Genomic DNA, 22,924 nt, shown 5'->3' with positions numbered 1-22,924 from the left:
ATGCTCGAAGGTGAGTGCGCCTGCAAAGCGGTCCGCTACCGGTTGAACGCGAGCCCCATCTTCGTCCACTGCTGCCATTGCCTGAACTGCCAGCGGCAGACCGGCAGCGCCTTCGTCATCAACATCCTCATCGAGCACGACCGGGTGGAGCTGCTGCGCGGCAAGCCGGTGGCGATCGAGGTCCCGCGCGACGACGGCAGCAAGCAGAAGATCATGCGCTGCCCCGATTGCCAGATCGCGCTGTGGAGCTACTACACCCGGCCGCAGCTCGCCTTCGTTCGGGCCGGGACGCTCGACGTGCCGTCGTCGGTGAAGCCGGACGTGCACATCTTCACGAAGTCGAAGTTGCCGTGGGTCGTGATCCCACCCGGCGTCCCCGCGTTCGAAGTGTTCTACGACGTGAAGACGCTGTGGCCGAAGGAGAGCCTCGAGAGGGCGCAGGCGGCGACGGCAAGAAGCTAGAGGACCGTTCCGAACAGGCGCCCCAGCAGCGCGGTGCACCCCATCGCCACGGCGCCCCAGAATGCGACACGCAGCGCCCCGCGCCATGCAGCGGCGCCGCCGAGGCGCGCGGCGATGGCGCCGAGCGCGACGAGAAGAACGAGCGTGCTGACGGCGATCGCTCGGGAAATCCAGGAGACGGGCAGGAGCAGGGTCAGAAGCAAGGGCAGGGCCGCGCCCGCCGCGAACGCGGCCGCCGACGCGAGCGCCGCCTGGATCGGTCGGGCCTTCGTGATATCGGACAAGCCCAGCTCGTCGCGTGCGTGTGCCCCGAGCGCGTCGTGCGCCATGAGCTGGTCCGCGACCTGCGCCGCGAGCGCGGGGCTCAGGCCTCGACCCACGTAGATCCCCGCCAGCTCCCGGCGCTCCGCCTCCGGCTCTTCCGCCAGCTCGCGACGCTCTCGCGCGAGATCGGCCTCCTCGGTGTCCGCCTGGGAGCTGACCGAGACGTACTCGCCGGCCGCCATCGAGAGCGCGCCGGCGACGAGACCCGCCGAGGCGGCGAGGAGGACCGGCTCGCGTGTCGTCGCGGCCGCCGCGATCCCGACGACGAGGCTGCTCGTCGAGATCAGCCCGTCGTTCGCCCCGAGCACCGCGGCGCGAAGCCATCCGATGTGCTCGCTGCGATGACGCTCGAGGTGTCGTGGCATGGCGATACTACTGCCACGTCGTGCCGACGGAGGCAAGACCCATCGAGTCCTCTAGCCTCCGCAGGTGCAGTCGAAGCAGCCGTGCTCGGCGCACGTGCCGCAGCTCCGCTCCACCTGTTTGCGCAGCGCGTCCCGCGCACGGAACAGGCGCACCGAGGCGTTGTTCGGGTTGATCGCGTTCTCCTCCGCGAACTTCTTCACCGAAATGCCGTCGAGATCGACCCGCCGGAGCGCCTCGCCGTACTCCGGCTTGAGCGTGTCGAGCAGCGACATCGCGCAGGCGCAGACGGTCTGCATCAGCTCGGGGTCGGCGGCGTGCTCGTCGAGACCTTGCTCGGGCTCCGGCTCGAAGAGCCGGCCTTCCGCGGCGTGCTTGCGCCAATGGTCGACGAGCGCATTGCGGAGCGAGCGGTAGAACCACGCGACCACCGACTCCTCGTCGCGCAGCTGGTCGGCGCGCGCGAGACCGCGGACGAAAGCCTCCTGAAGGATGTCCTCGGCAACCTCGCGCGATCCGACCCGGCTCTCAACGAAGGCGAGGAACTGCCGGTGGTTCTGGACGAGGGTTTCGACGACGGTGGATTCCACGATGGACTCCGGTTGCCCCGCGGCGGCGATCCCGCCGCGGGACTCTCTTCCTACCTTAGCGGGTCCCGCCACAGCAGCCGCAGGAACAGGGGGAACAGGTGCAGGGGGAACAATTGCAGAGGGTCCGGATTTCGTTCGTCATGGGGGTCTCCTTTCACCCAGGCTGACGTAAGACCCCTCCGAGTCTTACAGTGCCGGTATCCTCTAGCGCCTTGAGCCGCCGAATTTTTCTGAATCTGGCCCTCTATGCCTCCTGCGGCGGCCTTCTCCTCGCTGCGCTGAGGGTGGCGGAGTTCCACTACACCTTCGTCTCGCACTCGATCGAGATCTATTCCGCGATCGTCGCGGTGATCTTCGCGACGTTCGGGATCTGGCTCGGCGGAACGCTCACCAAGAAGCAGCCAGAGATCATCGTCAAGGAAGTCCATGTCGAGGTGCCCGTCGCGGGACCGTTCGTCCTCGACGAGGCCAAGGTGCGCGAGCTTCAAATAACGGCTAGAGAGATGGAGATCCTGGGGCTTGTCGCCGAGGGGCTTTCCAACAAAGAGATCGCGGAGCGGGTCTTCGTGAGCGAGAACACCGTCAAGACTCACGTGAGCCGGGTGTTCGAGAAGCTCGGGGCCAGGCGGCGCACCGAGGCGGTGCAGATCGCGAAGGCGTCGCGGCTGATCCCCTGAAGGGATGATTTCGGGCGCCGCGAAGGCAAATCACTCGAAAGGATGACGCGCCTGGGGGAAGGGGCTGCGTAGGTTCCCGCGCAAGGAGGAACGAATCGATGAAGAAGGTCGTGATCGTCTACGGACTCATCTCCGGTGCCGTCGCCGGAGCGCTCATGCTCCTGACCCTGCCGTTCATGGACAAGCTCGAGGGGGCCTCGGGCTACGCCGTCGGCTACACCGCGATGATCCTCTCCGGGCTGCTCATCTTCTTCGGCGTACGGTCGTACCGCGAGAACGTCGGCGGGGGGACGATCAGCTTCGGGAAAGGCTTCCAGGTCGGCATCCTGATCGCGCTGATCTCGGCCGTCTGCTACGTGGGGACATGGGAGTTCATCTATTTCAAGCTCGAGCCCGACTTCTGCGACAAGCACTTCGGCGCGCAGGTCGAGCGGCTCAAGGCCTCCGGGGCTCCGCCGGAGAAGGTCGCCGAGGCGCAGCAGCAGCTCGAGATGATGAAGAAGCTGCTCGCGAATCCCGTGACGAACGCATCTCTGGCGTTCGTCGAGCCGCTGCCGGTCGGCCTGCTCATCAGCCTGATCTCGGCGTGGGTCCTGCGCAGGAAACCGGCTTAAGAGTTCCCTCCGACCTGCTCGTGGACCATCTTCGCGAGGATCTTCGACTTCGCGTGGAGGAGCAGCGTCTGCGAGTCGAGGCGGCCGAAGAGATCGAGGAGGCGGGCGACCACGCCGGTCCAACCGGTTTGGTGGCTCGCCCCGAGACCGGCGCCGTTGTCGCCGTGGAAGTACTCGTAGAAGAGGATCAGGTCGCGCCAGTGCGGGTCGGTCTGGAACTTCTCGCTGCCGCCGTAGACCGGCCGCCGGCCGCTCGCGTCGCGAAGGAAAGTCGACGAGAGCCGGCGGGACAGCTCCGCGGCGATCTCGAAGAGCGTCTTCCGGTCGCCGGAGCCGGTGGGGCATTCGACCCTGAAGTCGTCGCCGTAGAAGGCGTAGAGGTTGAGGAGCGCACGGACGAGCAGCACGTTGATCGGCATCCAGACCGGACCGCGCCAGTTGGAGTTGCCGCCGAACATCCCGTTGTTCGACTCCGCCGGCAGGTAATTGACCTCGTACGGCCGGCCTTCGACGTGGACGACGAACGGATGGTCCTTGTGGACGCGCGAGACCGAGCGGATGCCGTGCGGCCCCAGGAACTCGTTCTCGTCGAGGAGGTAGCCGAGGACGCGCTCGAGCTTCTCGCGCGTGAGGACCGAGAGTAAGCGGCGGTTGTTGAATCCGATGAAGCCGTCGCCGGTCGGCGCGACCTGGGCCACCACTTCGGGATGGCGCTGGCGGAAGAGGGCGATCAGCTCCTTGAGCTTCGGGAAGCGCTCGAGGAGCGTTCCCTCGAAGACGGTCGCGGCGCACAGCGGCAGGAGGCCGACCATCGAGCGGACCTTGAGGCGCGTGGCCTCGCCGCTCGGGAGCCGGAGGAGGTCGTAGAAGAAGCCGTCCTCCTCGTCCCACATCTCGTCGTTATGTTTCCCGATCCGGTCCATCGCGTACGAGATCCAGATGAAGTGCTCGAGGAACCGGTAGGCGTACTGCTCGTAGGAGGCGTCGTGCTCGGCGAGGACGAGCGCGATCTCGAGCATGTTCTGGCTGTAGAACGCCATCCACGCGGTGCCGTCCGCCTGCTCGAGCGAGCCGCCGGTCGGCAGCTTCGCGCTGCGGTCGAAGACGCCGATGTTGTCGAGCCCCAGGAAGCCGCCGGCGAACACGTTGCGGCCGTCGGGGTCCTTGCGGTTCAGCCACCAGTTGAAGTTGAGCGTCAGGCCGTGGAACGAGCGCTCGAGGAACTTGATGTCGCCGCGGCCGAGGTCGCGCTCGACCTGGTAGAGGAAGAGTGTCGCCCACGCGTGCACGGGCGGATTGACGTCGCTGAAGTTCCACTCGTACGCCGGGATCTGGCCGTTCGGGTGCGCGTAGAGGCTGCGGAGCATGAGGACGAGCTGCTCCTTCGCGAAGTCGAAGTCGACGAGCGAGAGCGCGATCGTGTGGAAGGCGAGGTCCCACGCCGCGTACCAGGGGTACTCCCACTTGTCGGGCATCGAGATCACGTCGCCGTTGAACATGTGGAACCAGTCGGCGTTGCGCGCGCTGCCGGGCCGGTTCCCGAGGAGCGGATGCGCGTCGTGCTCGACGAGCCACCGGTCGACGTCGAAGAAGTAGAACTGCTTCGACCAGAGCATACCGGCGAGAGCCTGCCGGTGGACCCTGCGCTCGTCCTCGGTGAGCGTGTGAGGGGCGATCTTCTCGTAGAACTCGTCGGCGTCGGCGAGGCGGGCGGCGACCGTGTCGTCGAACGTCTTCCCGAACGGCGCCCTCGGCAGGTTCGAGGCGAGGCGAAGGCGCACGACGCAGCTCCCGCCCGCCGGGACGTCGAGCACGTAGCGGGCGGCCGCTTTCGTGCCCGCCTTCTCGGGATTCACGGCGGCGGTCTCGCCGTTCACGACGTAGCGGTGGAACGCATCCTTCACGAACGGCGAACGGTTCGGCTGCCCCCAGAGGCGCTCGGCGTTGCTCTCGTTCTCGGTGAAGAGAAGCTCGGCGTCACCGTCGCACGCGAGCTCGATCGCCGGCAGGCCCGGGTGATGGGCGCCGATGCGCCCCTTGCCGGTCTCGCGGAGGACAGGCTTCTCCTCGTTGCCGCCCCACGACCAGGTGTTGCGGAACCACAGCGTCGGGAGGAGGTGCAGGCGCGCCGCCTCGGGGCCGCGGTTGTGGACGGTGACGCGGATCAAAAGGTCGTCGGGCGCGGCCTTCGCGTACTCGGCGACGACGTCGAAGTAGCGGTCCTCGTGGAACGCGCCGGTGTCGAGGAGCTCGTACTCCATCTCCTCACGCGAGCGGCGGCGGTTCGTCTCGACCAGGTCGCGGTAGGGGAACTCGCGCTGCGGATACTTGTAGAGGTACTTCATGTAGGAGTGGGTCGGCGTCGAGTCGACGTAGAAGTAGTACTCCTTGACGTCTTCGCCGTGGTTCCCCTCGCTGTTCGTGAGACCGAACAGGCGCTCCTTCAGGATCGGGTCGCGCTCGTTCCAGAGTGCCAGGGCGAAGCAGAGGTGCTGCTTGTCGTCGGAAATCCCGGCGATGCCGTCCTCGCCCCAGTGATAGGCGCGGGAGCGCGACTGGTCGTGGGTGAAGTAGTCCCACGCGTTGCCGTCGGCGCTGTAGTCCTCGCGAACCGTGCCCCACTGCCGCTCCGAGAGGTAAGGCCCCCACTTCTTCCAGGGGATCGCCTGCTCGCGGGCGTCGTTCAGCCGCTTCTGCTCGGTGCATTCGCTGAGATCGTTCGCCATGTGGAGTCTCCCGTCGAACCGCGTGCGAATCGAGGGTACTCCCGCGCGAGAGCGGCGGCATGTAAAAACCCGCCTTCCCTCACGATCAGGGTCGGGGCGGGAGCAGGAAGTCGCGCGGCGACGTGACGAGCCGGCGCGCGAGGTCGCGCAGGAGCGACCACACCCCCGACATCGGCAGCTCGTACGCGCGCGCGGCGGTGATGAGCGCCAGGAGGAAGCTCACCCCGAGGTTGAAGACGAACATGAGGGCGACCCCGAGGAGGCCGCGCAGGAACATGCCTCCGCCGAACCAGCGGTGGCCGAGCGACGTGCCCGCCAGCGAGAGGATTCCCGTGCTCAGCGTCACGTGCCGCACGTCGAGCGGCGCGCCGAGGAAGTGACCGATCGCCGGCGTCATGCCGAGCATGAAGCCGAGCGAGACGTTCGTCGCCCAGCCCGAGCCGTCACGGGCGAGCGCCTCACCCCATCGCTCCATCCGCGCGTGGCCGAACCAGCGCCCGGCGGGATGCTCCGCGATCGTCTTCGGGAGCCGGTGGTAGGCGCACCAGTTGTCGAACCAGCCTCCCGCGATGCTCGCGAGCCACAGGATGACCCCCGTCAGCGCGGCGTAGAACGCGGTTCCGCTGTTGATCGGGCTGAGCTGGCGGTAGACCTCCGACGCCTCGGCGTCTCCGAGGAAGGGATGGCCCGCGATCCACGACCACAGGGCGACGAAGGCCACCGACCCCACGGCGACCGCGACGATGTTGCCCGCAACCGCGACGAGCTGCGAGCTGCAGATGCGTGCTGCGTAAGCGACGATCTCGTGGTTGCGTTCTTCGCCCTTCCGCTCGCGCACGATCTCCGCGAGCGTCGCCGCGGTCATCGCCGGCTGCTTGGTCGCGAGCACGAGGCCGAGCTTCTGGAGCAGGAGGAAGCTCACCGCGTAGTTGAGCCCGTAGAGGAAGCCGTGCGCGAAGTCCGGAACGTGCCATCGTGAGAGGACCGCCTTGACCGCGGCGGTCCCGACCGTGAGCAGTCCGCCGCCGCACGCGGCGAGCGCCATCGCCCGGTACTCGCGGCGCGTGGTCGCGATGTAGTGCTCGCCGGTCTTCCCCGCGCGCTCCACGATCTTCCGGAGGAGGAGGTGCGTCGCCCAGCCGAGGAGGTGCGTCACGCTGCGCTCCTCGCGCACCGAGCCCGCGAGCGAGGCGAGCAGGCGATGGAGAGCGTCCGACGCGTCGACCCCGGGTGGCGGCGCCATGACGTCGACCATGACCGACATCCGATCCAGGCAGCGCTCGACGATCTCGAGGCCGTGGACGACGTGCAAGCTCACGCCGTCGCGCTCGATCCGCCGGTGGATCTCCGCCATCTCCTCGCGGCACCGGTCGCGCTCGGCACGCCAGGTTGTGGCGGAAGCGCTCGTGGCCTCGCCGGCGAGCCACGCGGCGATCAGCGCCTCGCTCGAAGCGACGATCCGATAGAACGGCGACTCCGTCGGCTCCGCGGGCCGGCTGCGTTTCCGGAGCTTCGGCGACAGCCCCTGCGCCTCGACCCACAGCGCCAGGAGGCGGAAGCCGTTCGCGAACGACCGGCGCAGGCTCGGCGGCGCCTCGAGGGCGAGCGCCATGAGGCGCCGGAAGGCCGGGTCGGGGAGCCGCCGGAACCGCGCGACGTCGGCCGGCGTGCGGTAGAGCCGTCTGAAGAGATTGGCCAGGTCCCGGTCGTCGCGGGGACGCGGGAGGAGGTGGCTCATCATCCTCTCGCGCACTTCCGCGACGACGCCGCGCTCGCCTGGGATTCCCGCGTGGGCGAACACGTTCGTGCCGTCGGTCTCGCGGAAGATCTCCGCGATCGCTTCCTGGACTCGGCGCGCCAGGCCCTCATCGCCGTCGAGGAGGTCGAGGAGTCCGTCGAGCCGCGCCGACCGCTCCTCGATGCGCGTCCAGCGGATCAGATCGACGAGCGCGTCGACGCGGGAAGACAGGGACGTTGCGTCGAGGAAAGGCGCGAGGTGACGCCGAACGTCGTCGTTTTCGTTCACGCGGCGCAGCCTACCTCACGGTGGCCCCTTGCCAGCACCGGTAGCCAGGTCTTATTGAGGTGGCCTTTTCACGAGGAGCGCCAACCACATGTTCGAGCTGGGACTGGATACCTTCGGCGACGTGACCCTCGGCGCGAATGGCAAGCGTCTCCCGCAGCATCAGGTGCTTCGCGACGTCGTCGAGGAGGCGGTGCTCGCCGACGAGCTGGGCCTCACCTTCTTCGGCGTCGGGGAGCACCACCGGGACGACTTCGCCGTCTCGGCGCCGGAGGTCGTGCTGGGCGCGATCGCGAGCAGGACCAAGAGCATCCACCTTGGATCGGCGGTCACGGTGCTCAGCACGGACGATGCGGTGCGCGTGTTCGAGCGGTTCTCGACGGTGGACGCCCTCTCGAGCGGCCGCGCCGAGGTCATCCTGGGACGCGGCTCGTTCACCGAGTCTTACCCGCTGTTCGGCTTCGACCTGAACGATTACGAGCGCCTGTTCGAGGAGAAGCTCCAGCTCTTCGTGGAGCTCCTCAAGGAGAAGCCCTTGAAGTGGAAGGGGTCGACCCGCGCCGCGCTCGACGGCGAGGAGGCCTTTCCGCCGACGGCGTCGGGCCGCCTCAAGACCTGGGTCGGTGTCGGCGGCACGCCGAACTCCATCCTGCGCGCCGCGCGCCACGGCCTGCCGCTCATGCTCGCGATCATCGGCGGCGACCCGCTCGCTTTCGCCGGGCACGCCGATCTCTACCGGCGCGCCCTCGCGCAGGCGGGGCACGAGGCGCTCCCGATCGGAGCGCATTCGCCCGGCTACGTCGCCGCGACCGACGTCGAGGCGAAGGAGACGGCGTGGCCCCACCATGCGGCGATGCACGCGCGCATCGGCGCCGAGCGCGGCTGGCCGGCGATGAAGCGGTCGGACTTCGAGCACGCAGTGGGGCCGACGGGGGCCGTTCTCGTCGGCTCGCCGGAAACGGTCGCGGCGAAGATCGTCCGGGCGGTCAAAGGGCTCGGGCTCGCGCGCTTCGACATGAAATACAGCATGGGGACGCTCCCGCACGACAAGCTCATGAAGAGCATCGAGCTGTACGCCATGGAGGTGCGGCCGCTGGTCGAGGCCGAGCTCGCGGGCTGAGGGTCCGCGAGCCGTTCACGATTCGTTCGGGTGAGCCTGCGAACCAACAACCTCGCGGCCACGGTGGGCGTATATTCCCGCGGCCATGAGGCGACTGCCGGTCTTCTTTCTTCTCCTGCCGCTCGCCTTCGGGGCGGCGATCGCCAAGCCCAAGCACCAAGTCGAGGTCGAAGCTCCCGACGATTCGCCCGCGCCGCAGGCGGCGCGGGACAACCCGCTCGCGCGTTCGCCGGTCCGGACGGTCGCCCAAGGCCCGTACCAGAGCTTCCAGGTCAACGTGGACTCGCTCGGGCAGAACATCGTCGGCGACGCGGCGAACGAGCCGTCGATCGCCGTCAGCCCGACGAACCCGGCGAACATCGTGATCGGCTGGCGGCAGTTCGACTCGGTGGCCTCGAACTTCCGGCAGGCGGGGTGGGCGTACAGCTTCGACAGCGGCCAAACGTGGACCTTCCCGGGGACGCTCCAGCCGGGGATCTTCCGTAGCGACCCCTCGCTCGATACCGACTTGCAAGGGAACTTCTATTATCAGAGCCTCAAGGGCGATACCTTCACCGCGGACGTCTGGCGCTCGACGAACGGCGGCGTGAGCTGGATGGCGCCGGTCAGCGAGTTCGGCGGCGACAAGAACTGGTTCGTCGTCGACAAGAGCGGCGGCGCGTCGAGCGGCTTCCTCTACGGGATCTGGCAGCGCTTCACGTCGTGCTGCGGCACGAACGTCCTCACGCGATCGACGAACGGGGGCGCCAGCTTCCAATCGCCCGTCTCCGTCGCCACGTGGCCGACCTTCGGCATCCTCGCCGTCGGCCCGAGCGGCGAACTCTACTCCGCCGGCGTCGACGGGACGGTGACGCAGGACTTCGCGCACTTCGTGGTGGCGAAGTCGACGAATGCGAGCAACCCGACGGTCACGCCGACGTTCACCGGCAAGCGCGTCAACCTCGCCGGCGGCATGCTCCTCGGCGCCGCGCCGAACCCGGAAGGCCTCATGGGGCAGGGGGAGATCGCCGTCGATCGCTCGAGCGGGCTCACCAAGGGCTACGTCTACCTCGCCGCTTCGGTCACCGGAGCCGATCCGGTGGACGCGATGCTGAGCCGCAGCACCGACGGCGGCAACACCTGGAGCGCCCCGGTCCGGATCAACGACGATCCCTCGCAATCGAACTGGCAGTGGTTCACCGCGCACTCCGTCGCGCCGAACGGGCGGATCGACGTGGTGTGGAACGACTCGCGGAACACCGGCCAGTCGAACCTCGTGCAGCTCTACTACGCGTACTCGCTCGACGCCGGTGTCACGTGGTCGCCGAACGTCGCGGTGAGCCCGGTGTTCGACAGCACGCTGGGCTATCCGGACCAGAACAAGATGGGCGACTACATCGGGATCGTCTCCGCCGCGACCGGCGCCGACGTCGCCTACACCGCGACCTTCAACGGCGAGCAAGACGTTTACTACGTCCGCGTCTTCCCCGATTGCAACGGGAACGGGATCTCCGACGTCACCGACGTCGCCAACCAGACGAGCGCCGACTGCAACGGGGACTCTGTCCCCGACGAGTGCCAGCAGGGGATCATCTGCGGGCCGTCTCTGGCCTACGCGTCGAGCACGCTCACCGACACGTGCGCGGCCGGCGGCACCGGGAGCGCGAACGGCGCCGTCGATCCCGGCGAGGACGTCGCGCTCTCCGTCGCGCTCAAGAACGATGGAGGGGTGACGCTCACCGGCGTCACGGCGACCCTCTCGACGACGACGCCCGGCGTCACGGTGACGCGCGCCAATGCGACGTTCCCGAGCATCCCAACCAGGGCCACGGCGTCGAGCAACGCGCCCGGCTACGCATTCACGGTGGATGCGAGCGCGGCCTGCGGCACCCCGATCGCGTTCACGCTCAACGCGACCACCGGGCAGGGATCGTTCACGCGCACATTCTCCGTGCGCATCGGCCTGCCGGCGTTCTCGACGAGCACCTTCGCGTCTTCCGACGTGCCGAAGCCGATCGTCGATCTGTCGACGACGACATCGACGCTCGTCGTTCCGCCGGGAGCGAACCTCGCGGACCTCGACGTCGGTGTCACCCTGAACCAGTCGTACGACGCCGACCTCGTCATCGTGCTCGTCGGCCCGGACGGACGGCGGAGCCTCCTCTCCTACGGCGAAGGGGATGCCGGCCAAAACTACACCGGCACGGTCTTCGACGACGAGGCGCCTCAAGACATCGAGACCGCGACGGCGCCGTTCACCGGACACTTCCGGCCGCGCCAGCCCCTGTCGTCGTTCGACGGCACCCCCTCGGCCGGCACGTGGACGCTCGAGGTCCAGAACATCGGCAGCGGCGACACCGGATCGTTGAACGCGTGGTCGCTCACCCCCGGGTTCGCGAACGGCTTCACGTGCAATGTCTGCAGCGTCACGGCCCCGACGCTCGAGGCGTTGAACCTGCGCTACACGAACAAGACGACGCTGGCGTGGAGCGCGGTGACCGGCGGGTCGTTCTACGACATCTTCCGCGGCGCGGGGCCCGACCTCCCCAACCTGCTCGGCCCCGCGACCGACTCCTGCCTCAGGCTCACGACGACCTCGACCGCGGCGAGCGTCAACGACACCGTTCCCGACAGCACCCTCTACTGGTACCTCGTCCGCGCCGGAAACGGCGCCGGCCTCGGCCCCGCCGGGAGCGCCACCGCGGGACCGAGGAGCCAGGACAGCACGGGAGCTTGCCCGTAGCTGGACCATACTGCGCCTCCCAAGGAGGCCGCTTGGTTCGGCTGAGGAGCCTGCTCGCTTCGTTCCTGATCGCGTCCGCCATCTACGGGACGAGCCACGCCGCGGAGCGCTTGTCACGGACGTTCGGCTATCAGAGCGGGCTCGCGGCATCTTCGGTCGCCGGTGTCGTTCAGGACCGGACCGGATTCCTTTGGATCGCGACGCCGACGGGCCTGTACCGGTTCGACGGCCGCGAGTTCCTCAAGATCTCTCCGGCGTCGAGCAGCGTGATCGACGCGGCAGGCGCCTTCGACGACGTCTACTTCACCGACACCGAATCGTCCCTCTGGCGGGCGCACGGCGCCTCTGCGGAGCCGGTCACCGACGCCGAGGGGCGGCCGGTCGTGAAGGTGCATGGCGCAGCTGTTTCGGACGATGGGGCGCTCTGGGTGCATCCGGAGGGACCGGCGCTCCTGCGCCGCGATCCCCGGGGGAGCTGGACCAGGATCGAGGCCGCGCGCGAGACGTCGCTCGACGGCTTCACCCTCTTCCCCGGCCGCCACGGCAGCATCCTCGCACTCGATCCGGAGGGGGCGGTCCGCATCGCGCCGGACGGCACGCGGACGCGCCTCGTCTCCGCGCCCGAGACTTTACGTGTCGAGGAGCCGGACGATCGGACGATCGTCTGCGCGCGCTGGAGGCGAGGTGTCTTCACGATCGGAGAGATCCAAGGAGGCGTCGAGCACGACCTCCTCTCGAGCTGGAAGCGGCTCGTCGGGCTGAGGAAGCGCGGTGAGGCCGTTTGGATCGCCTTCGACACCGAGATCGACGTCGTGAGGCCCGGGCAGCCTCCGGAGATGATCGGCCGCGACGACGGCCTCCGCGGGTGCAACTCGATCTACGTCGACCGCGAGGGCAGCCTCTGGGTCGCCTCGTACGAAGCGGGGCTCATGCAGTACCCCGAGCCGGACACGGTCATGCGCCAGATGCCGGGGTTCCTGCCCGCCGTGCGCTCGCTGAGCACGGGAAAGCTGGGGATCTGGGCCGGCGGCTGGTTCGGAACGGAGCTTCTCGATCTCACGCACGGCAAGCCCGGCGTGCTCCGTCGCGGACCGCCGACGTTGACCTTCCCGTGCCCCACCGACGGCGATGCGGTCTGGACGGTCGTGCGCGCGAACGAGCTGTCGCTCTGGGGGCCGGAAGGTCAGAGGCGCGTCGTGCCGATGCCCGGCGTCGGCGTGAACCACCGCTGCGCCGAGGCGGGAGACGGCGGCGTGTGGATGCCGACGGATGCCGGCCTCATCCACGCCTCGCACGACACGACCGACGTGCGGATGGTCGTCACGTCGTTTCCGGGACCGCCGGCGCGCGGGCCGACCTCCTGGCGCGCGTTCGAGAGCCGCGATGGCGAGCTGTTCGTCGCCCGCGACGAGACGATCTGCCGGCAACGCACGCGTGAGGTTCTCGCGGGCGTTCGCGCATGGACGTGCGAGACGCTGAAGGGCGCCTCGACGATCGTCGACTTCCTCGAGACGCCACGAGGCTCGGTGTGGACGGCGACGTCCCAGGGCGGCCTCTTCGCGTTCGACGGCAGGACGTGGCAACCCGCGGCGGGGAACGACGATCTTCCGTCGCGCCTCTTGAACTCGCTCTCTCCCGGCGGCGACGGGACGACCTGGATCACCGGCGCGGGCTTCGCGGTTCGCGTGCGCGAAGGAGACGCGGGGCGTCTCGCGATCGTCGAGAGCCTCTCGGCGTGGCAGGGGATGCCGAGCTTGAGCATCAGCGAGATCGTGGAGACTCCCGATCGGGATCTCTACATCGGCATGGGCGGGATCGCCTACACGCCCGCGTCGTCGCGGCTCCTCTCCACGACGCCGCCGACCGTCGTCCTCGTCGCGGCGACGGCCGACGGATCGCCCCTTCCCGATACTCCCTCGCTCGTCCTCCCTTACCGGCGGAATCGCCTCGAGCTGCGGTTCGCCGCGCTCAGCTATCGCGACCCGTCACGCATCCGCTATCGGACCCGCTTGCGCGCAGGAGAGGACTGGTCCACCGAGACCACCGAGCCGAGCCTGCACTTCGCCGACCTCGCGCCCGGCGCATACGACGTCGGCATCGAGGCGACGCTCGACGGTGCGCGATGGAGCGAGCGTCCGGCGAGCTTCGCCTTCCGCGTCGCGCGGCCGTGGTACCTCGAGCCTTGGTTCTTCGCCGCGGCGGCGATCGGCGGCGCCGCTCTGCTCTACGTCGGCTTCCGCGTGCGGGTCGGCCAGGTCATCCGCCTCGAGCGCCAGCGCGCGCGGATCGCGATGGACCTGCACGACGAGCTGGGCTCCGGTCTCGGCAGCATCGGCCTCCTGTCGAGCGTGCTCTCGCGCGAGGGGCTCGACGCCGAGAAGCGCGTGCGTGCCGGCGCCCAGCTCGGCGACATCGCGGGTGGTCTGAGCGCGTCGCTCACCGACATCGTATGGTCGCTCAAGCCGGGCGCTGCGACCCTGGAATCGCTCGCCGCCCATCTCGTCGCCCGCGGCGGCGCGCTCTTCCCCGACGATCGGCCGAGGTTCGTGAGCGAGATCCCGAGCGACCTCCCGGCCGTGCCGCTGTCGCTCGCGGTGCGGCGCAACGCCTTCCTCGTCGGCCTCGAGGCGCTCCACAACGCGGCGCAGCACGCGCGCGCGGAGGAGGTGCGCCTCGCACTCGTTCCCGAGGGAAGGCGATGGCGGCTGACCGTGACCGACGACGGCGCCGGCATGCCGGCGGAACCGTCCGCCCGCCTCGGCAGTGGGCTCGGCCTCGACAGCATGCGCCGGCGCGCCGAAGAGATCGACGCGAAGCTCACCTGGTCGAACGGACCGCACGCGGGGACCGTCGTCTCCCTCGTCTTCGCACCCGGCTCCGAGTGAGGAACTCCTACGGACAGGCGGAGGACGACGCGGCGATCTCTGCGTCGCGCGGCGCCGCCTGCGACGGCACCCCTTCGTCGTAGCTCCCGCCGCCGCCGCAGTTGACGCCGCGCAAGAGGTACCACGCGGCATCGCCCACGGGCGGCACGCTCGTGTCGGACACCGTCGGCCCCGCCGTGTCGTTCGCGAGGCAGGCGTTCAACGCGGCCGTGTAGTTCCCGGTGAACGCGCGCAACGTCGAGAGGCTGCCGCGCACCGCATCGTACGACGACGCTCCGGCGATCGGCGACCACGAGAGGATCGCGGTGAACCCCGACTTCGCCACCGTGATCTGGCTCGCGCCCGAGGGCGGCGCCGCGTTGTCGACGATGCCGTCGCAGTTGTTGTCGAGGCCGTCGCAGATCTCGGTGTTCCCGGGATACTTCGCGGCGTTCGTGTCGTCGCAGTCGTCGCCGACGAGCGAGTAGCCGATGACGATGAGGCACGAGGAGACCGTGACGTTGGGATTCCCGTGGCCGTCGCCGTCGGAATCCTGGTACCACGTCGACGGGTGGCACGGCGTCCGGAAGTCGGTGAGCGTCCGTGAGGTGTCGGCGATGTCGAACCAGGGGGTGCGCGGAATGTAAGGCGACCGCAAGTCACGATACCGCACGCGCCACTTGTAGGCGGTCAGAGGCGACAGACCGAAGACCGAGGTCGTGGCGTTGACCGACCCGTGGGCGGACGATCCGAATCCGACGACGGTGCCCGTACCGTTGAAGGCACTCGTCAACGGTTTGACCTCGACCTCCGGATGGCCGCCGTCGAACCCCCACGCGTACCAGCTCGTGTGAGAGGCGAGCAACGTCCCGTCTCCGTCGACGGCCCCGAGCGGCGCGACGTTGCGCGTGAAGCTGCCGTTGAACTGCCGTGTGTTGTGGCTCTTTCCGCCGGTGCCGCCGTTCCCGTAATAGACGTAGGCCTTGCCCTGCTGCGTGTTGCCGCCGTCGCCGTTGTAGCGCTCGCCGATGACGACGTCGGCGTAGCCGTCGGCGTTGACGTCGCCCGCGCAGGCGACGGAGTAGCCGAGCGAGTTGCCGAACGTCGCGCCGACCACGCTCCACGCGGGCACGGGCGAGAGGCCCGACGCCGAGCCGAGGAAGAGCCACGCCTTCCCGGCGCCCGTGTTGCCTCCTTCGGTCCAGCCCGAGGCGCCGACGATGACGTCCGAGTAGCCGTCGCCGTTGACGTCGCCCGCGGAGCTCACCGAGGTCTGGCCGTTGCCGAGCGCGGCGCTCGCCTGGTCGGTCTCGAACGTCCACGACGGGGAGGGTGACGGTCCGCCGGGGCCGCCGAGGTAGACGAGCGCGCGGCCCTCCCCCGTCTGGCCGTTCGCGTAGCCCGACGCGCCGATGACGATGTCGCCGTAGCCGTCGCCGTTGACGTCGCCCGCGGAGGCGGCCGCCGATCCGAAGTGTTGTTGAGGCACGCTCCCCTCGGGAGACCAGCTCGCTGGATTCGCCGAGATCCCGGCGGCGCCGCCCATGAAGAGGTAGACCTTGCCGTGATCGCCGCCTCCGAAGCCGTCCCAGGTCTCCATGCCGACGAGGACGTCGGAGTAGCCGTCGCCGTTGACGTCGCCGGCGCTCGCGACGAGCTGCCCCATCCGCATGAACGACGTGCCGAGCGAGGCGCCGAAGCGCTGGGGTGCTCCCGGCCCGGAGGACCCGCCGTAAGCGATGAAGTCGGCGCCCTCATCGGTCGTCGCCACGTCCCAGTGGATCGCCCCGATGAGGACGTCGGCGTACCCGTCGCCGTTGACGTCGCCGGCGCCGGCGACCGACCAGCCCGCTTCGGCGCCGGTCTGAACCGGGGTCACGTCCCAGCGCGTGCCGGTGATTCCGGACGCGCTGCCCCGGTAGACCCACGCCGCGCCGCTCTCGGCTCCCGGATTGTCGAACGCGTAGGCGCCGACGATGACGTCGCCGTAGCCGTCGCCGTTGACGTCGCCGGCCGCGGCCACGTTCCAGCCGAAGAAGCCGCCGGCCTGGTTCCCCTCGATCGTCGCGTTCGGGACGGTCGACAGGCCGTTCGGCCCGCCGTGGTAGATGAACGCGGCCCCTTCGTTGCTCTCGCCGTCGTCATACTGCCAAGCGCCGACGATGACGTCCGAGAAGCCGTCGCCGTTGACGTCGCCGGCGCCGGCGACGGCGTAGCCGAACTGCGCGAACGCCTGACCCGGGGTCACGGTCGTGTCGGGGGTCGTCTTCAGCCCCGCCGCGGAGCCGAGGTAGACGCGCGCGTCGCCCGAGTCGGCCTGCGCGTCGTCCCAGCCGTACACGCCGACGATGACGTCGGAGTAGCCGTCGCCGTTGACGTCGCCCGCGCCCGAGACGGCGTCGCCGGCGTAGGCGAACGCCTGTCCGCCGTCGACCGTCCACGACGGCGTCGACGAGGGCGTCCCGGACTTGCCGAGGAAGAGCCAGGCGCGCCCCTCGTCGGTGAAGGTACCGTCCCACACGTCCGACCCGGCGAGGATGTCCGCGAAGCCGTCGCCGTTGACGTCGCCCGCGGCCGAGAGCGAGAAGCCGAGCTGGGCGGAGTTCTGAGGCGCGAAGAACTGCCACAGATCGAGCGGCGTCCCGCTGCCGCCCACCCAGAGCTCGATCTTCCCGCAGTCGGTGAACCCGTTTCCGTCGGCATGGGGCGCGCCTGCCGCGAAGTCGGCGTAGCCGTCGCCGTTCTCGTCGCCGACGCCGGCGACCGAGTAGCCGAGGAGCGCGCCGGCCTCCCCGCCGTTCGCCTGGAACGACACCGAGGTCGAGAGGCCGCCCGCCGAGCCGCGGTAGACGAAGATCGCGCCTTCGTCGGTGAGGGTCGCGGCGTAGTTCGGCGCGCCGACGATGACGTCGTCGTAGCCGTCGCCGTTGACGTCCCCGGCGGTGGCGACCGCGGAGCCGAATCCGGCGCCGGCATGGACGCCGCTCACGGTCCCCGTCCAGTTCGGGACGGTCGACGGAACCGTGGCGCTGCCGTGGTACACGAACGCCGCGCCGTCTCCCTTCGCGGCGCCCGAATAGCCGGGTGCGCCGACGATCACGTCGTCGTAGCCGTCCTTGTTGACGTCGCCGGCGCGCGCGACGCGCTGGCCCAGGTGCTCGTTCGTCTGCGTCCCGTAGACCACCCACGCGGCGTTGGCCGGGGTGCCGTCGGCTCCGAGCCCGGACGGCCCGCCGAGCCAGATGAACGCCGCTCCCGCGTCGGTCGCGCCGTGATCGTAGGTGTAGGCGCCGATGATGACGTCGCCGTAGCCGTCGTCGTTGACGTCGCCGGCGGCCGCGCAGGACGATCCCATGCCCCCGCCGGCCTGGTTCGATTGCGCGGTCCAGGCGGGCGTCGTCGAGAGGCCGGAGGGGCCGCCGTAATAGAGGAAGACCTTCCCCTCGTCGGTCTCGCCGTCGTCGTACGCGTACGCCGCGACCATCACGTCGCTGTAGCCGTCCCCGTTGACGTCGCCGGCGGCCGCCAGCGAGCTGCCGAAGCGCGCCCCCGCCTGGTTGATCGAGACGTCCCACTGCGGCGACGTCGCGAGCGGATCGACCGTGACCGGGTAGACGGCGCCGTGGTCGTCGACCTCGATGCGCAGGATCCCCGGCGCCACGGTCATCGCCGCCGGGAGCGCTTCGCCGCGCGCATCCTTCACGACGAGCCCGCCGTAACGCACGACCGCGGCCCCGCGGCCGTCGCGGAACAGGATGCTCCTCCCGTCGCTCCCTTCGGGGTAGGCGAGGGTGTTGCCGCCCAGCTCGAACGCGATCACGAGACGCCCTTCGCTTCCGGCGGGTGGGCGCGCGATGGAGAGGCCGTGCTCGACACCTTCGGTCCGGTTCTGGAGCCACTCGGTGGCCTGCGGCCGCCGCAGCTCCGCCTTCGCCTCGTCGCCCACGACGAGGCCCGCCTCGACGGGCGCGAGCGTGTCGCCGCGGCCCAGCATCGCGAGGCGCAGGTCGAGCAGGAACGCCGCCTCGCCCTCCGTGCGCGACTCGATCGAGAAGCCGTCGGCGCGTACGCGCATCCTCAGGCCGTGCGCCCGGTTCGGCGCGGTGAGAACGCCGTCGTGCCACGAGAAGCGGTACTCCTGCGCGGCGAGCTTCCCGAGGACCTCGTGCGACCACGAGTCGGGCGGCGCCGTCTCCGCTGCGGCCGCTCCCGTTCCGATGAAGAGTCCCACCACGATCGCCGTCATCACGCGCATCATCACGGCACCTCCCGAGGTCGATGGCGGGGAAGTTCTACCGGCGGCGCGGGCGTCCGTCGTGTCGCCAAATGCGCTGTCGCCCGAACGGGCGACTGGTTCCCCGGGGCGTTCCGGCGGATGATGCGCCCCGCATGAGAGTCGTGATCGCCGAGGATCGCGTCGAGTACCGGAAGAGCCTGGAGGCGGTGCTCGCCCTCGAGCCGGGGTTCGAGGTCGTGGCCGCGTACCCGGACGGAAAGCGCCTCATCGAGGCCGCGCGGACGTCGAGCGAGCGCCCCTGGGACCTGGCGCTTCTCGACATCGCGATGCCGGGCCTCACCGGGATCGAGGCGACCCGCGCGCTGAAGGCGCTCTTCCCCGAGATCTCGGTCGTCATCCTGACCGTGTTCGAGGAGCCGCACACGATCCTCGAGGCGATCTGCGCCGGCGCCGACGGTTACCTCCTGAAGAAGACGACCGCGGGGGAGCTGGTCGAGCAGCTCCACGTCATCGCGAACGGCGGCTCGCCGATGACCTCCGAGGTCGCGCGCAAGGTCATCGTCCTCCTGCGCGGTGGCGGCGATACGCCGAAGGCGATGCCGCCGCTCGCCCTCGGCCTCTCGGATCGCGAGCTCCAGGTGTTGAAGGCGCTCGCCGACGGCCTCTCCTACAAGCGCATCGCCGACCTCTCGAACCTCAGCGTGCACACGGTGCGCACCTACCTCCGCCGCATCTACCGAAAGCTCCAGGTGACGACGAGCACGGAGGCGGTCAGCCGAGCGACGAAGGCGGGACTGATCTAACATCGGCGCCAACGTGAGTCGTTGGTGCCGACCCCTAGCTTCGATCCTCGCGGCTCTCGCGCTCACCGCGGTGGGGGCGGACGGTGGACGCTGTCCCGACCTGGGGCGCGTTCATGTCGTTTCCTACAAGGGTCAGGAGCCCAAGATCTTCGAGGCGGTGCTCGCGACCGGGGCCGCCTCGACGAACCGTCCGTTCGATGCACCGGAGGTCCTCAGGATCCTCTCCGATTGCATCGGGGCGGCGGATCTCCCCGCGCTCTCCGCGGTCACGGTCTCGGTCGGACAGGACGGGAAGACCGCGTCGATGTCCGTCGGAGGGCGGCCGCAACGATCGCTTCCGATCGAAGGCGGGGGCGCGCGGCTCGCTAAATCGATGATCGATCGGACCTTGCACGACCTCGACGCACGCGGCGACACACGGACGAACCTGACCCATACGCTCTGGTTTCTCTGGATCGAGAGCTACATGCGCTCGCTGCACAATCGGTACGATCACTACCGCTACGCGGACGAGATCGCGAGCGACGCCGCGCGAGACCTGGGCCGACGTTTCTGCGTCGGGTTCCGGCCGATCCGGCGTGAGGGGCGGTACTTCGTGAGCGAGGTGGACGACGAGGCGCTCGGCCGCGGTGGACTTGCCGCTGGATCCGAGATCGTCGGCATCGACGGACGTCCAATCGGCGAGCTGTCGTCCGCCGAGATCGCCCACTACTGGCTCAGCCTCCGGCCGTTCTCCTACAGTGTCACCGCCGGGGTCGGCGGAAAGCGCGTCGTGCTCGCGGCGGAAGCGATCCCCCGGAGGTTCACGACCGTCACGTGGACGCCGGCGGGCGACGTCGCGTACCTGCGGATCTCCCGCTTCGCGGTCGAGAGCATCGTCGAGCTGCGGCGTGCGCTCCGCGCGATCGAGCGCGCGTCGATGCGCGGGCTCGTGATCGATCTACGCTCGAATCCAGGAGGAATAGCGTCGCCCGCACTGATCGACTGCTTCCTCAGGCCCGGACAAGCGACCATGAGCTACCGCGACAACCTCTCCGGCAAGGAGGTCGACGTCGACGCGACGGTCGAATACCACGGCCAGCCGCTCGCGGTGCTCGTCGACGGCCAGTCGGCATCGATGGCGGAGACGTTCGCCGCCGCGATGCAGGTCCACAAGCGCGGGACGATCGTCGGCTCGCGCACGTTCGGGAAGGGCGTTGGACAGACCGTCCACGACATCTTGGACGAGGGCACGTTGGCGCTCGTAGAGCGAACCTACTTCTATCCGGGTTCCCGCCGCTCGTGGGACGGCGTCGGGCTCACGCCCGACGTCGTCGTGGAGCTCGGCCAAGACGATGCGGCGCGCGTGAAAGCGCTGCTTCAGAGCGACGTGCCCCACCTGGACGACCCGTCGGCGATCGATCCCGTGCTCCGCAAGGCAATCGAGATCCTGGGAGGCCATCCATGAGACGTGCGCTCTCCGCCGCAGCAATCTTCGTGATGACCGGTGTCTTGGCCGCCGGTCCGCGGGAGCTTCCGATCGTGGAGGACGACGTCGTCCGCGAAGTGGAGGCGCTGATCGACAAGACGCCGCCGGTCTCCGATCGCGACCGAAGCGAGGTCCGCAAGCTCATTCAGCGCGGTACGCAGGCGCACGACGCTCGCCGCTACGACGACGCGCTCGACGCGTACCGCAAAGCGCTCGCCATCGATCCGGTGAATGCGAGCGCCTATTACGAGACGGCCTTCACGCTGAGCGAGATGGGGGAGCAGGCGAAGGCGCTCGACCAGGTCGTTCGATCGTTGACGATCGATCCGAAGAGCGAAGGTGCCTACGTTCTCAAGGGGAACATCCTCGACAACCTGGGGTTTGCCGACGCCGCGAAGGCCACCTACGAAGCGCTCCTCGCCGTCCAGCCGTCGAGCTACATGGGCCACATCAATCTCGGGGTCTGCAAGGTTCGCTCGAGCGATCTGCAGGGTGCCAAGGACGAGATGAAGAAGGCCCGCGACCTCGATCCGAAGAGGCCGTCGGCCTACTTCCAACTCGCCAAGCTCGCGAAGGCGGACGATTGCAACTACGAAGAGCACGACAACTTGACGAAGTTCCTCGAGGTCGGGAAGGACGACCCGCGCGCCGACGGCGTCCGCGCGCGTCTCAAGGAAATGGACAACGTCAACGTCACGATCGACCCGAGCGACCAGTACTCCACCATCGACCTGGCCGAAAAGCTCTCGCGCGTCGCCTGGCGCACCACCGAGCACCGGAAGCGCTTCCCGGAGGCGTGCGGGTATCGTCCGACGTTCGAGGAGGAGAAGGAGATCCTTTCGACGATCGTCATCCCCGAGTGGCGGAAGACGAAGGCAGGCGACGCGAAGGCGGCCTCCGGCCGCTACGACCTCCTGCTCAAGATCGACGACGCCGGGTTCCTCGACGAGTACATCTACGGCACGATGGGAAGCAAGCTCGGGGAGGCGGCCACCACGTGGCGCGCCCAGCACGCCGACCGCCTGAAAGCCTTCGAGGACTGGGCGCGCAAGGAAGGCGTGCTGAACGAGAAGACCGACCAGCCAGAGACGGCGAACGAAGAGAGCCTTGCGATGTTCGTCGTGACGACGATGAGCGAGTCGAAGGTGCACTACGTGCTGGACGAGGGCGCCGCCGCCGACACCGACAAGTTCCTCGCGGCCGAGCGCGCGCGCTTCCGCGACGGCTTCAACCTGAAGGGCGACGACGTCGTCGACTGTGCGAAGGCCGACGACGTTCCGTCGGCCGTTCTCTCGGCCCAAGGGGCCGGCGCGCTCATTCCGCTCTTCCGTTGCCGCGCGCCCGGCGACCCTGTTCTCGACAAGTCGGTGAAGCGGGTCTCGCTCTTGGGCCTCGTCGTTCGCGACCTCGCGCCGTCGATCCAGGGCGGGACGTTCGCCGACAAGGATGGTGTCCACCTGAAGATCGTCGATCCTTCATGGCTCGGCTACGTGTCGGCGAAGTCCGTGTGGAGAAACGAGCCGGACGTGCGCAAGCGATACGGCGGAGCCGAGTCGACCGCGCCGAGCATCGACGAGGAGGTCTTCGCCATGAGGACCGCGGCCGAGGCGTACGACAACGGGCACAACCACCCGGACGAGGGCAGGGAGCCATTCGCTCGAGTCGAAAGCCTCGACCGGATCCTCGAGATCGAGAAAGCCGGTCATCTCCGGGGCTTCGTGCTCTACGAGGTCCTCCACCGGCGCTACGGGCTCAGCCTGAAGTCGCTCTCCAAGGGCGATGCCGGTGCCGTGACCGACTACCTCATGACCCACGTGCTGGTGCTGGCGTCGAAGGGAACGTAGCTAATTCGTCTCGCCGCGCCGCATCGCCTCGCGCACCGAGGGGCGCGACGATCTCGTACGGGCCGAGGCGATCTCCGTGTGACACGG

14 protein-coding genes are annotated in these 22,924 nt (G+C 69.0%); 9 read left to right on the top strand and 5 right to left on the bottom strand.

What is annotated here, in order from left to right:
- Nucleotides 1-462 carry a GFA family protein gene (locus VFV19_07855; protein HEX4824214.1) on the top strand — a complete coding sequence of 154 codons (462 nt, stop codon included), beginning with the start codon at nt 1-3 and terminating at the stop codon, nt 460-462.
- Here VFV19_07855 and VFV19_07850 read toward each other — a convergent pair.
- Both VFV19_07850 and VFV19_07845 read right to left on the bottom strand, forming a co-directional pair.
- Nucleotides 459-1,151 carry a VIT family protein gene (locus VFV19_07850; GenBank protein ID HEX4824213.1) on the bottom strand — a complete coding sequence of 231 codons (693 nt, stop codon included), beginning with the start codon at nt 1,149-1,151 and terminating at the stop codon, nt 459-461. The two genes, VFV19_07855 and VFV19_07850, sit on opposite strands and share 4 nt — an antisense overlap.
- A 51-nt stretch (nt 1,152-1,202) precedes the next feature.
- The gene (locus VFV19_07845; protein ID HEX4824212.1) at nt 1,203-1,739 is read right to left on the bottom strand and encodes a sigma-70 family RNA polymerase sigma factor; all 537 of its coding nucleotides are present in this window, start codon (nt 1,737-1,739) and stop codon (nt 1,203-1,205) included.
- A gap of 212 nt (nt 1,740-1,951) precedes the next feature.
- Between VFV19_07845 and VFV19_07840 the strand changes: the two genes are divergently transcribed.
- Entirely contained in the window at nt 1,952-2,416 is a 465-nt protein-coding gene (locus VFV19_07840) for a helix-turn-helix transcriptional regulator (GenBank protein HEX4824211.1), read from the top strand.
- Nucleotides 2,417-2,514: 98 nt separating this feature from the next.
- The gene (locus VFV19_07835; protein HEX4824210.1) at nt 2,515-3,030 is read left to right on the top strand and encodes a DUF4199 domain-containing protein; all 516 of its coding nucleotides are present in this window, start codon (nt 2,515-2,517) and stop codon (nt 3,028-3,030) included.
- Here the strand turns inward: VFV19_07835 and VFV19_07830 are convergent.
- Together VFV19_07830 and VFV19_07825 are read right to left on the bottom strand one after the other, a co-directional pair.
- A complete protein-coding gene (locus tag VFV19_07830; protein HEX4824209.1) occupies nt 3,027-5,756 on the bottom strand; it encodes a hypothetical protein in 2,730 nt (909 codons plus the stop codon). The genes VFV19_07835 and VFV19_07830 overlap by 4 nt on opposite strands.
- Before the next feature lie 85 nt (nt 5,757-5,841).
- On the bottom strand, nt 5,842-7,782 hold the full coding sequence (locus VFV19_07825; protein HEX4824208.1) for a hypothetical protein: 1,941 nt from the start codon (nt 7,780-7,782) through the stop codon (nt 5,842-5,844).
- Nucleotides 7,783-7,870: 88 nt separating this feature from the next.
- On the opposite strand from VFV19_07825, the gene VFV19_07820 reads away from it, so the two are divergent.
- The 3 genes from VFV19_07820 to VFV19_07810 all read left to right on the top strand — a co-directional run bounded on the left by VFV19_07820 (nt 7,871) and on the right by VFV19_07810 (nt 14,506).
- Nucleotides 7,871-8,899, top strand: coding sequence for an LLM class flavin-dependent oxidoreductase (locus VFV19_07820; GenBank protein HEX4824207.1), 1,029 nt, complete (start codon nt 7,871-7,873; stop codon nt 8,897-8,899).
- Between the two features lie 85 nt (nt 8,900-8,984).
- Nucleotides 8,985-11,621, top strand: coding sequence for a proprotein convertase P-domain-containing protein (locus tag VFV19_07815; GenBank protein ID HEX4824206.1), 2,637 nt, complete (start codon nt 8,985-8,987; stop codon nt 11,619-11,621).
- Between the two features lie 32 nt (nt 11,622-11,653).
- Nucleotides 11,654-14,506 carry an ATP-binding protein gene (locus VFV19_07810; GenBank protein HEX4824205.1) on the top strand — a complete coding sequence of 951 codons (2,853 nt, stop codon included), beginning with the start codon at nt 11,654-11,656 and terminating at the stop codon, nt 14,504-14,506.
- 7 nt (nt 14,507-14,513) lie between these two features.
- Here VFV19_07810 and VFV19_07805 read toward each other — a convergent pair whose 3' ends face one another.
- A complete protein-coding gene (locus VFV19_07805) occupies nt 14,514-18,743 on the bottom strand; it encodes an FG-GAP-like repeat-containing protein (protein HEX4824204.1) in 4,230 nt (1,409 codons plus the stop codon).
- 131 nt (nt 18,744-18,874) lie between these two features.
- Between VFV19_07805 and VFV19_07800 the strand changes: the two genes are divergently transcribed.
- The 3 genes from VFV19_07800 to VFV19_07790 are packed head-to-tail and all read left to right on the top strand — an operon-like array spanning nt 18,875 to nt 22,837.
- Nucleotides 18,875-19,525 carry a response regulator transcription factor gene (locus tag VFV19_07800; protein ID HEX4824203.1) on the top strand — a complete coding sequence of 217 codons (651 nt, stop codon included), beginning with the start codon at nt 18,875-18,877 and terminating at the stop codon, nt 19,523-19,525.
- Nucleotides 19,526-19,538: 13 nt separating this feature from the next.
- Entirely contained in the window at nt 19,539-20,972 is a 1,434-nt protein-coding gene (locus tag VFV19_07795) for a S41 family peptidase (GenBank protein HEX4824202.1), read from the top strand.
- Nucleotides 20,969-22,837: a tetratricopeptide repeat protein gene (locus VFV19_07790; GenBank protein HEX4824201.1), complete on the top strand. Its 1,869-nt coding sequence runs from the start codon at nt 20,969-20,971 to the stop codon at nt 22,835-22,837. The genes VFV19_07795 and VFV19_07790 overlap by 4 nt, the downstream gene beginning before the upstream one ends.
- The last annotated feature ends 87 nt before the right edge of the window (nt 22,838-22,924 follow it).

It is taken from the genome of Candidatus Polarisedimenticolaceae bacterium, from assembly GCA_036275915.1.
GTDB lineage: Bacteria > Acidobacteriota > Polarisedimenticolia > Polarisedimenticolales > DASRJG01 > DASRJG01.
The sequence above is the reverse complement of the archived record's forward strand: the minus strand, read 5'-3'. Positions and strand labels throughout refer to the sequence as shown.

What these genes read in the sequence shown, in the direction of transcription:
- VFV19_07820 (HEX4824207.1), top strand. Translation starts at nt 7,871, where the DNA reads ATGTTCGAGCTGGGACTGGATACCTTCGGCGACGTGACCCTCGGCGCG.
- VFV19_07855 (HEX4824214.1), top strand. Translation starts at nt 1, where the DNA reads ATGCTCGAAGGTGAGTGCGCCTGCAAAGCGGTCCGCTACCGGTTGAAC.
- VFV19_07835 (HEX4824210.1), top strand. Translation starts at nt 2,515, where the DNA reads ATGAAGAAGGTCGTGATCGTCTACGGACTCATCTCCGGTGCCGTCGCC.
- VFV19_07790 (HEX4824201.1), top strand. Translation starts at nt 20,969, where the DNA reads ATGAGACGTGCGCTCTCCGCCGCAGCAATCTTCGTGATGACCGGTGTC.
- VFV19_07850 (HEX4824213.1), bottom strand. Translation starts at nt 1,151, where the DNA reads ATGCCACGACACCTCGAGCGTCATCGCAGCGAGCACATCGGATGGCTT.
- VFV19_07800 (HEX4824203.1), top strand. Translation starts at nt 18,875, where the DNA reads ATGAGAGTCGTGATCGCCGAGGATCGCGTCGAGTACCGGAAGAGCCTG.
- VFV19_07815 (HEX4824206.1), top strand. Translation starts at nt 8,985, where the DNA reads ATGAGGCGACTGCCGGTCTTCTTTCTTCTCCTGCCGCTCGCCTTCGGG.
- VFV19_07805 (HEX4824204.1), bottom strand. Translation starts at nt 18,743, where the DNA reads ATGATGCGCGTGATGACGGCGATCGTGGTGGGACTCTTCATCGGAACG.
- VFV19_07830 (HEX4824209.1), bottom strand. Translation starts at nt 5,756, where the DNA reads ATGGCGAACGATCTCAGCGAATGCACCGAGCAGAAGCGGCTGAACGAC.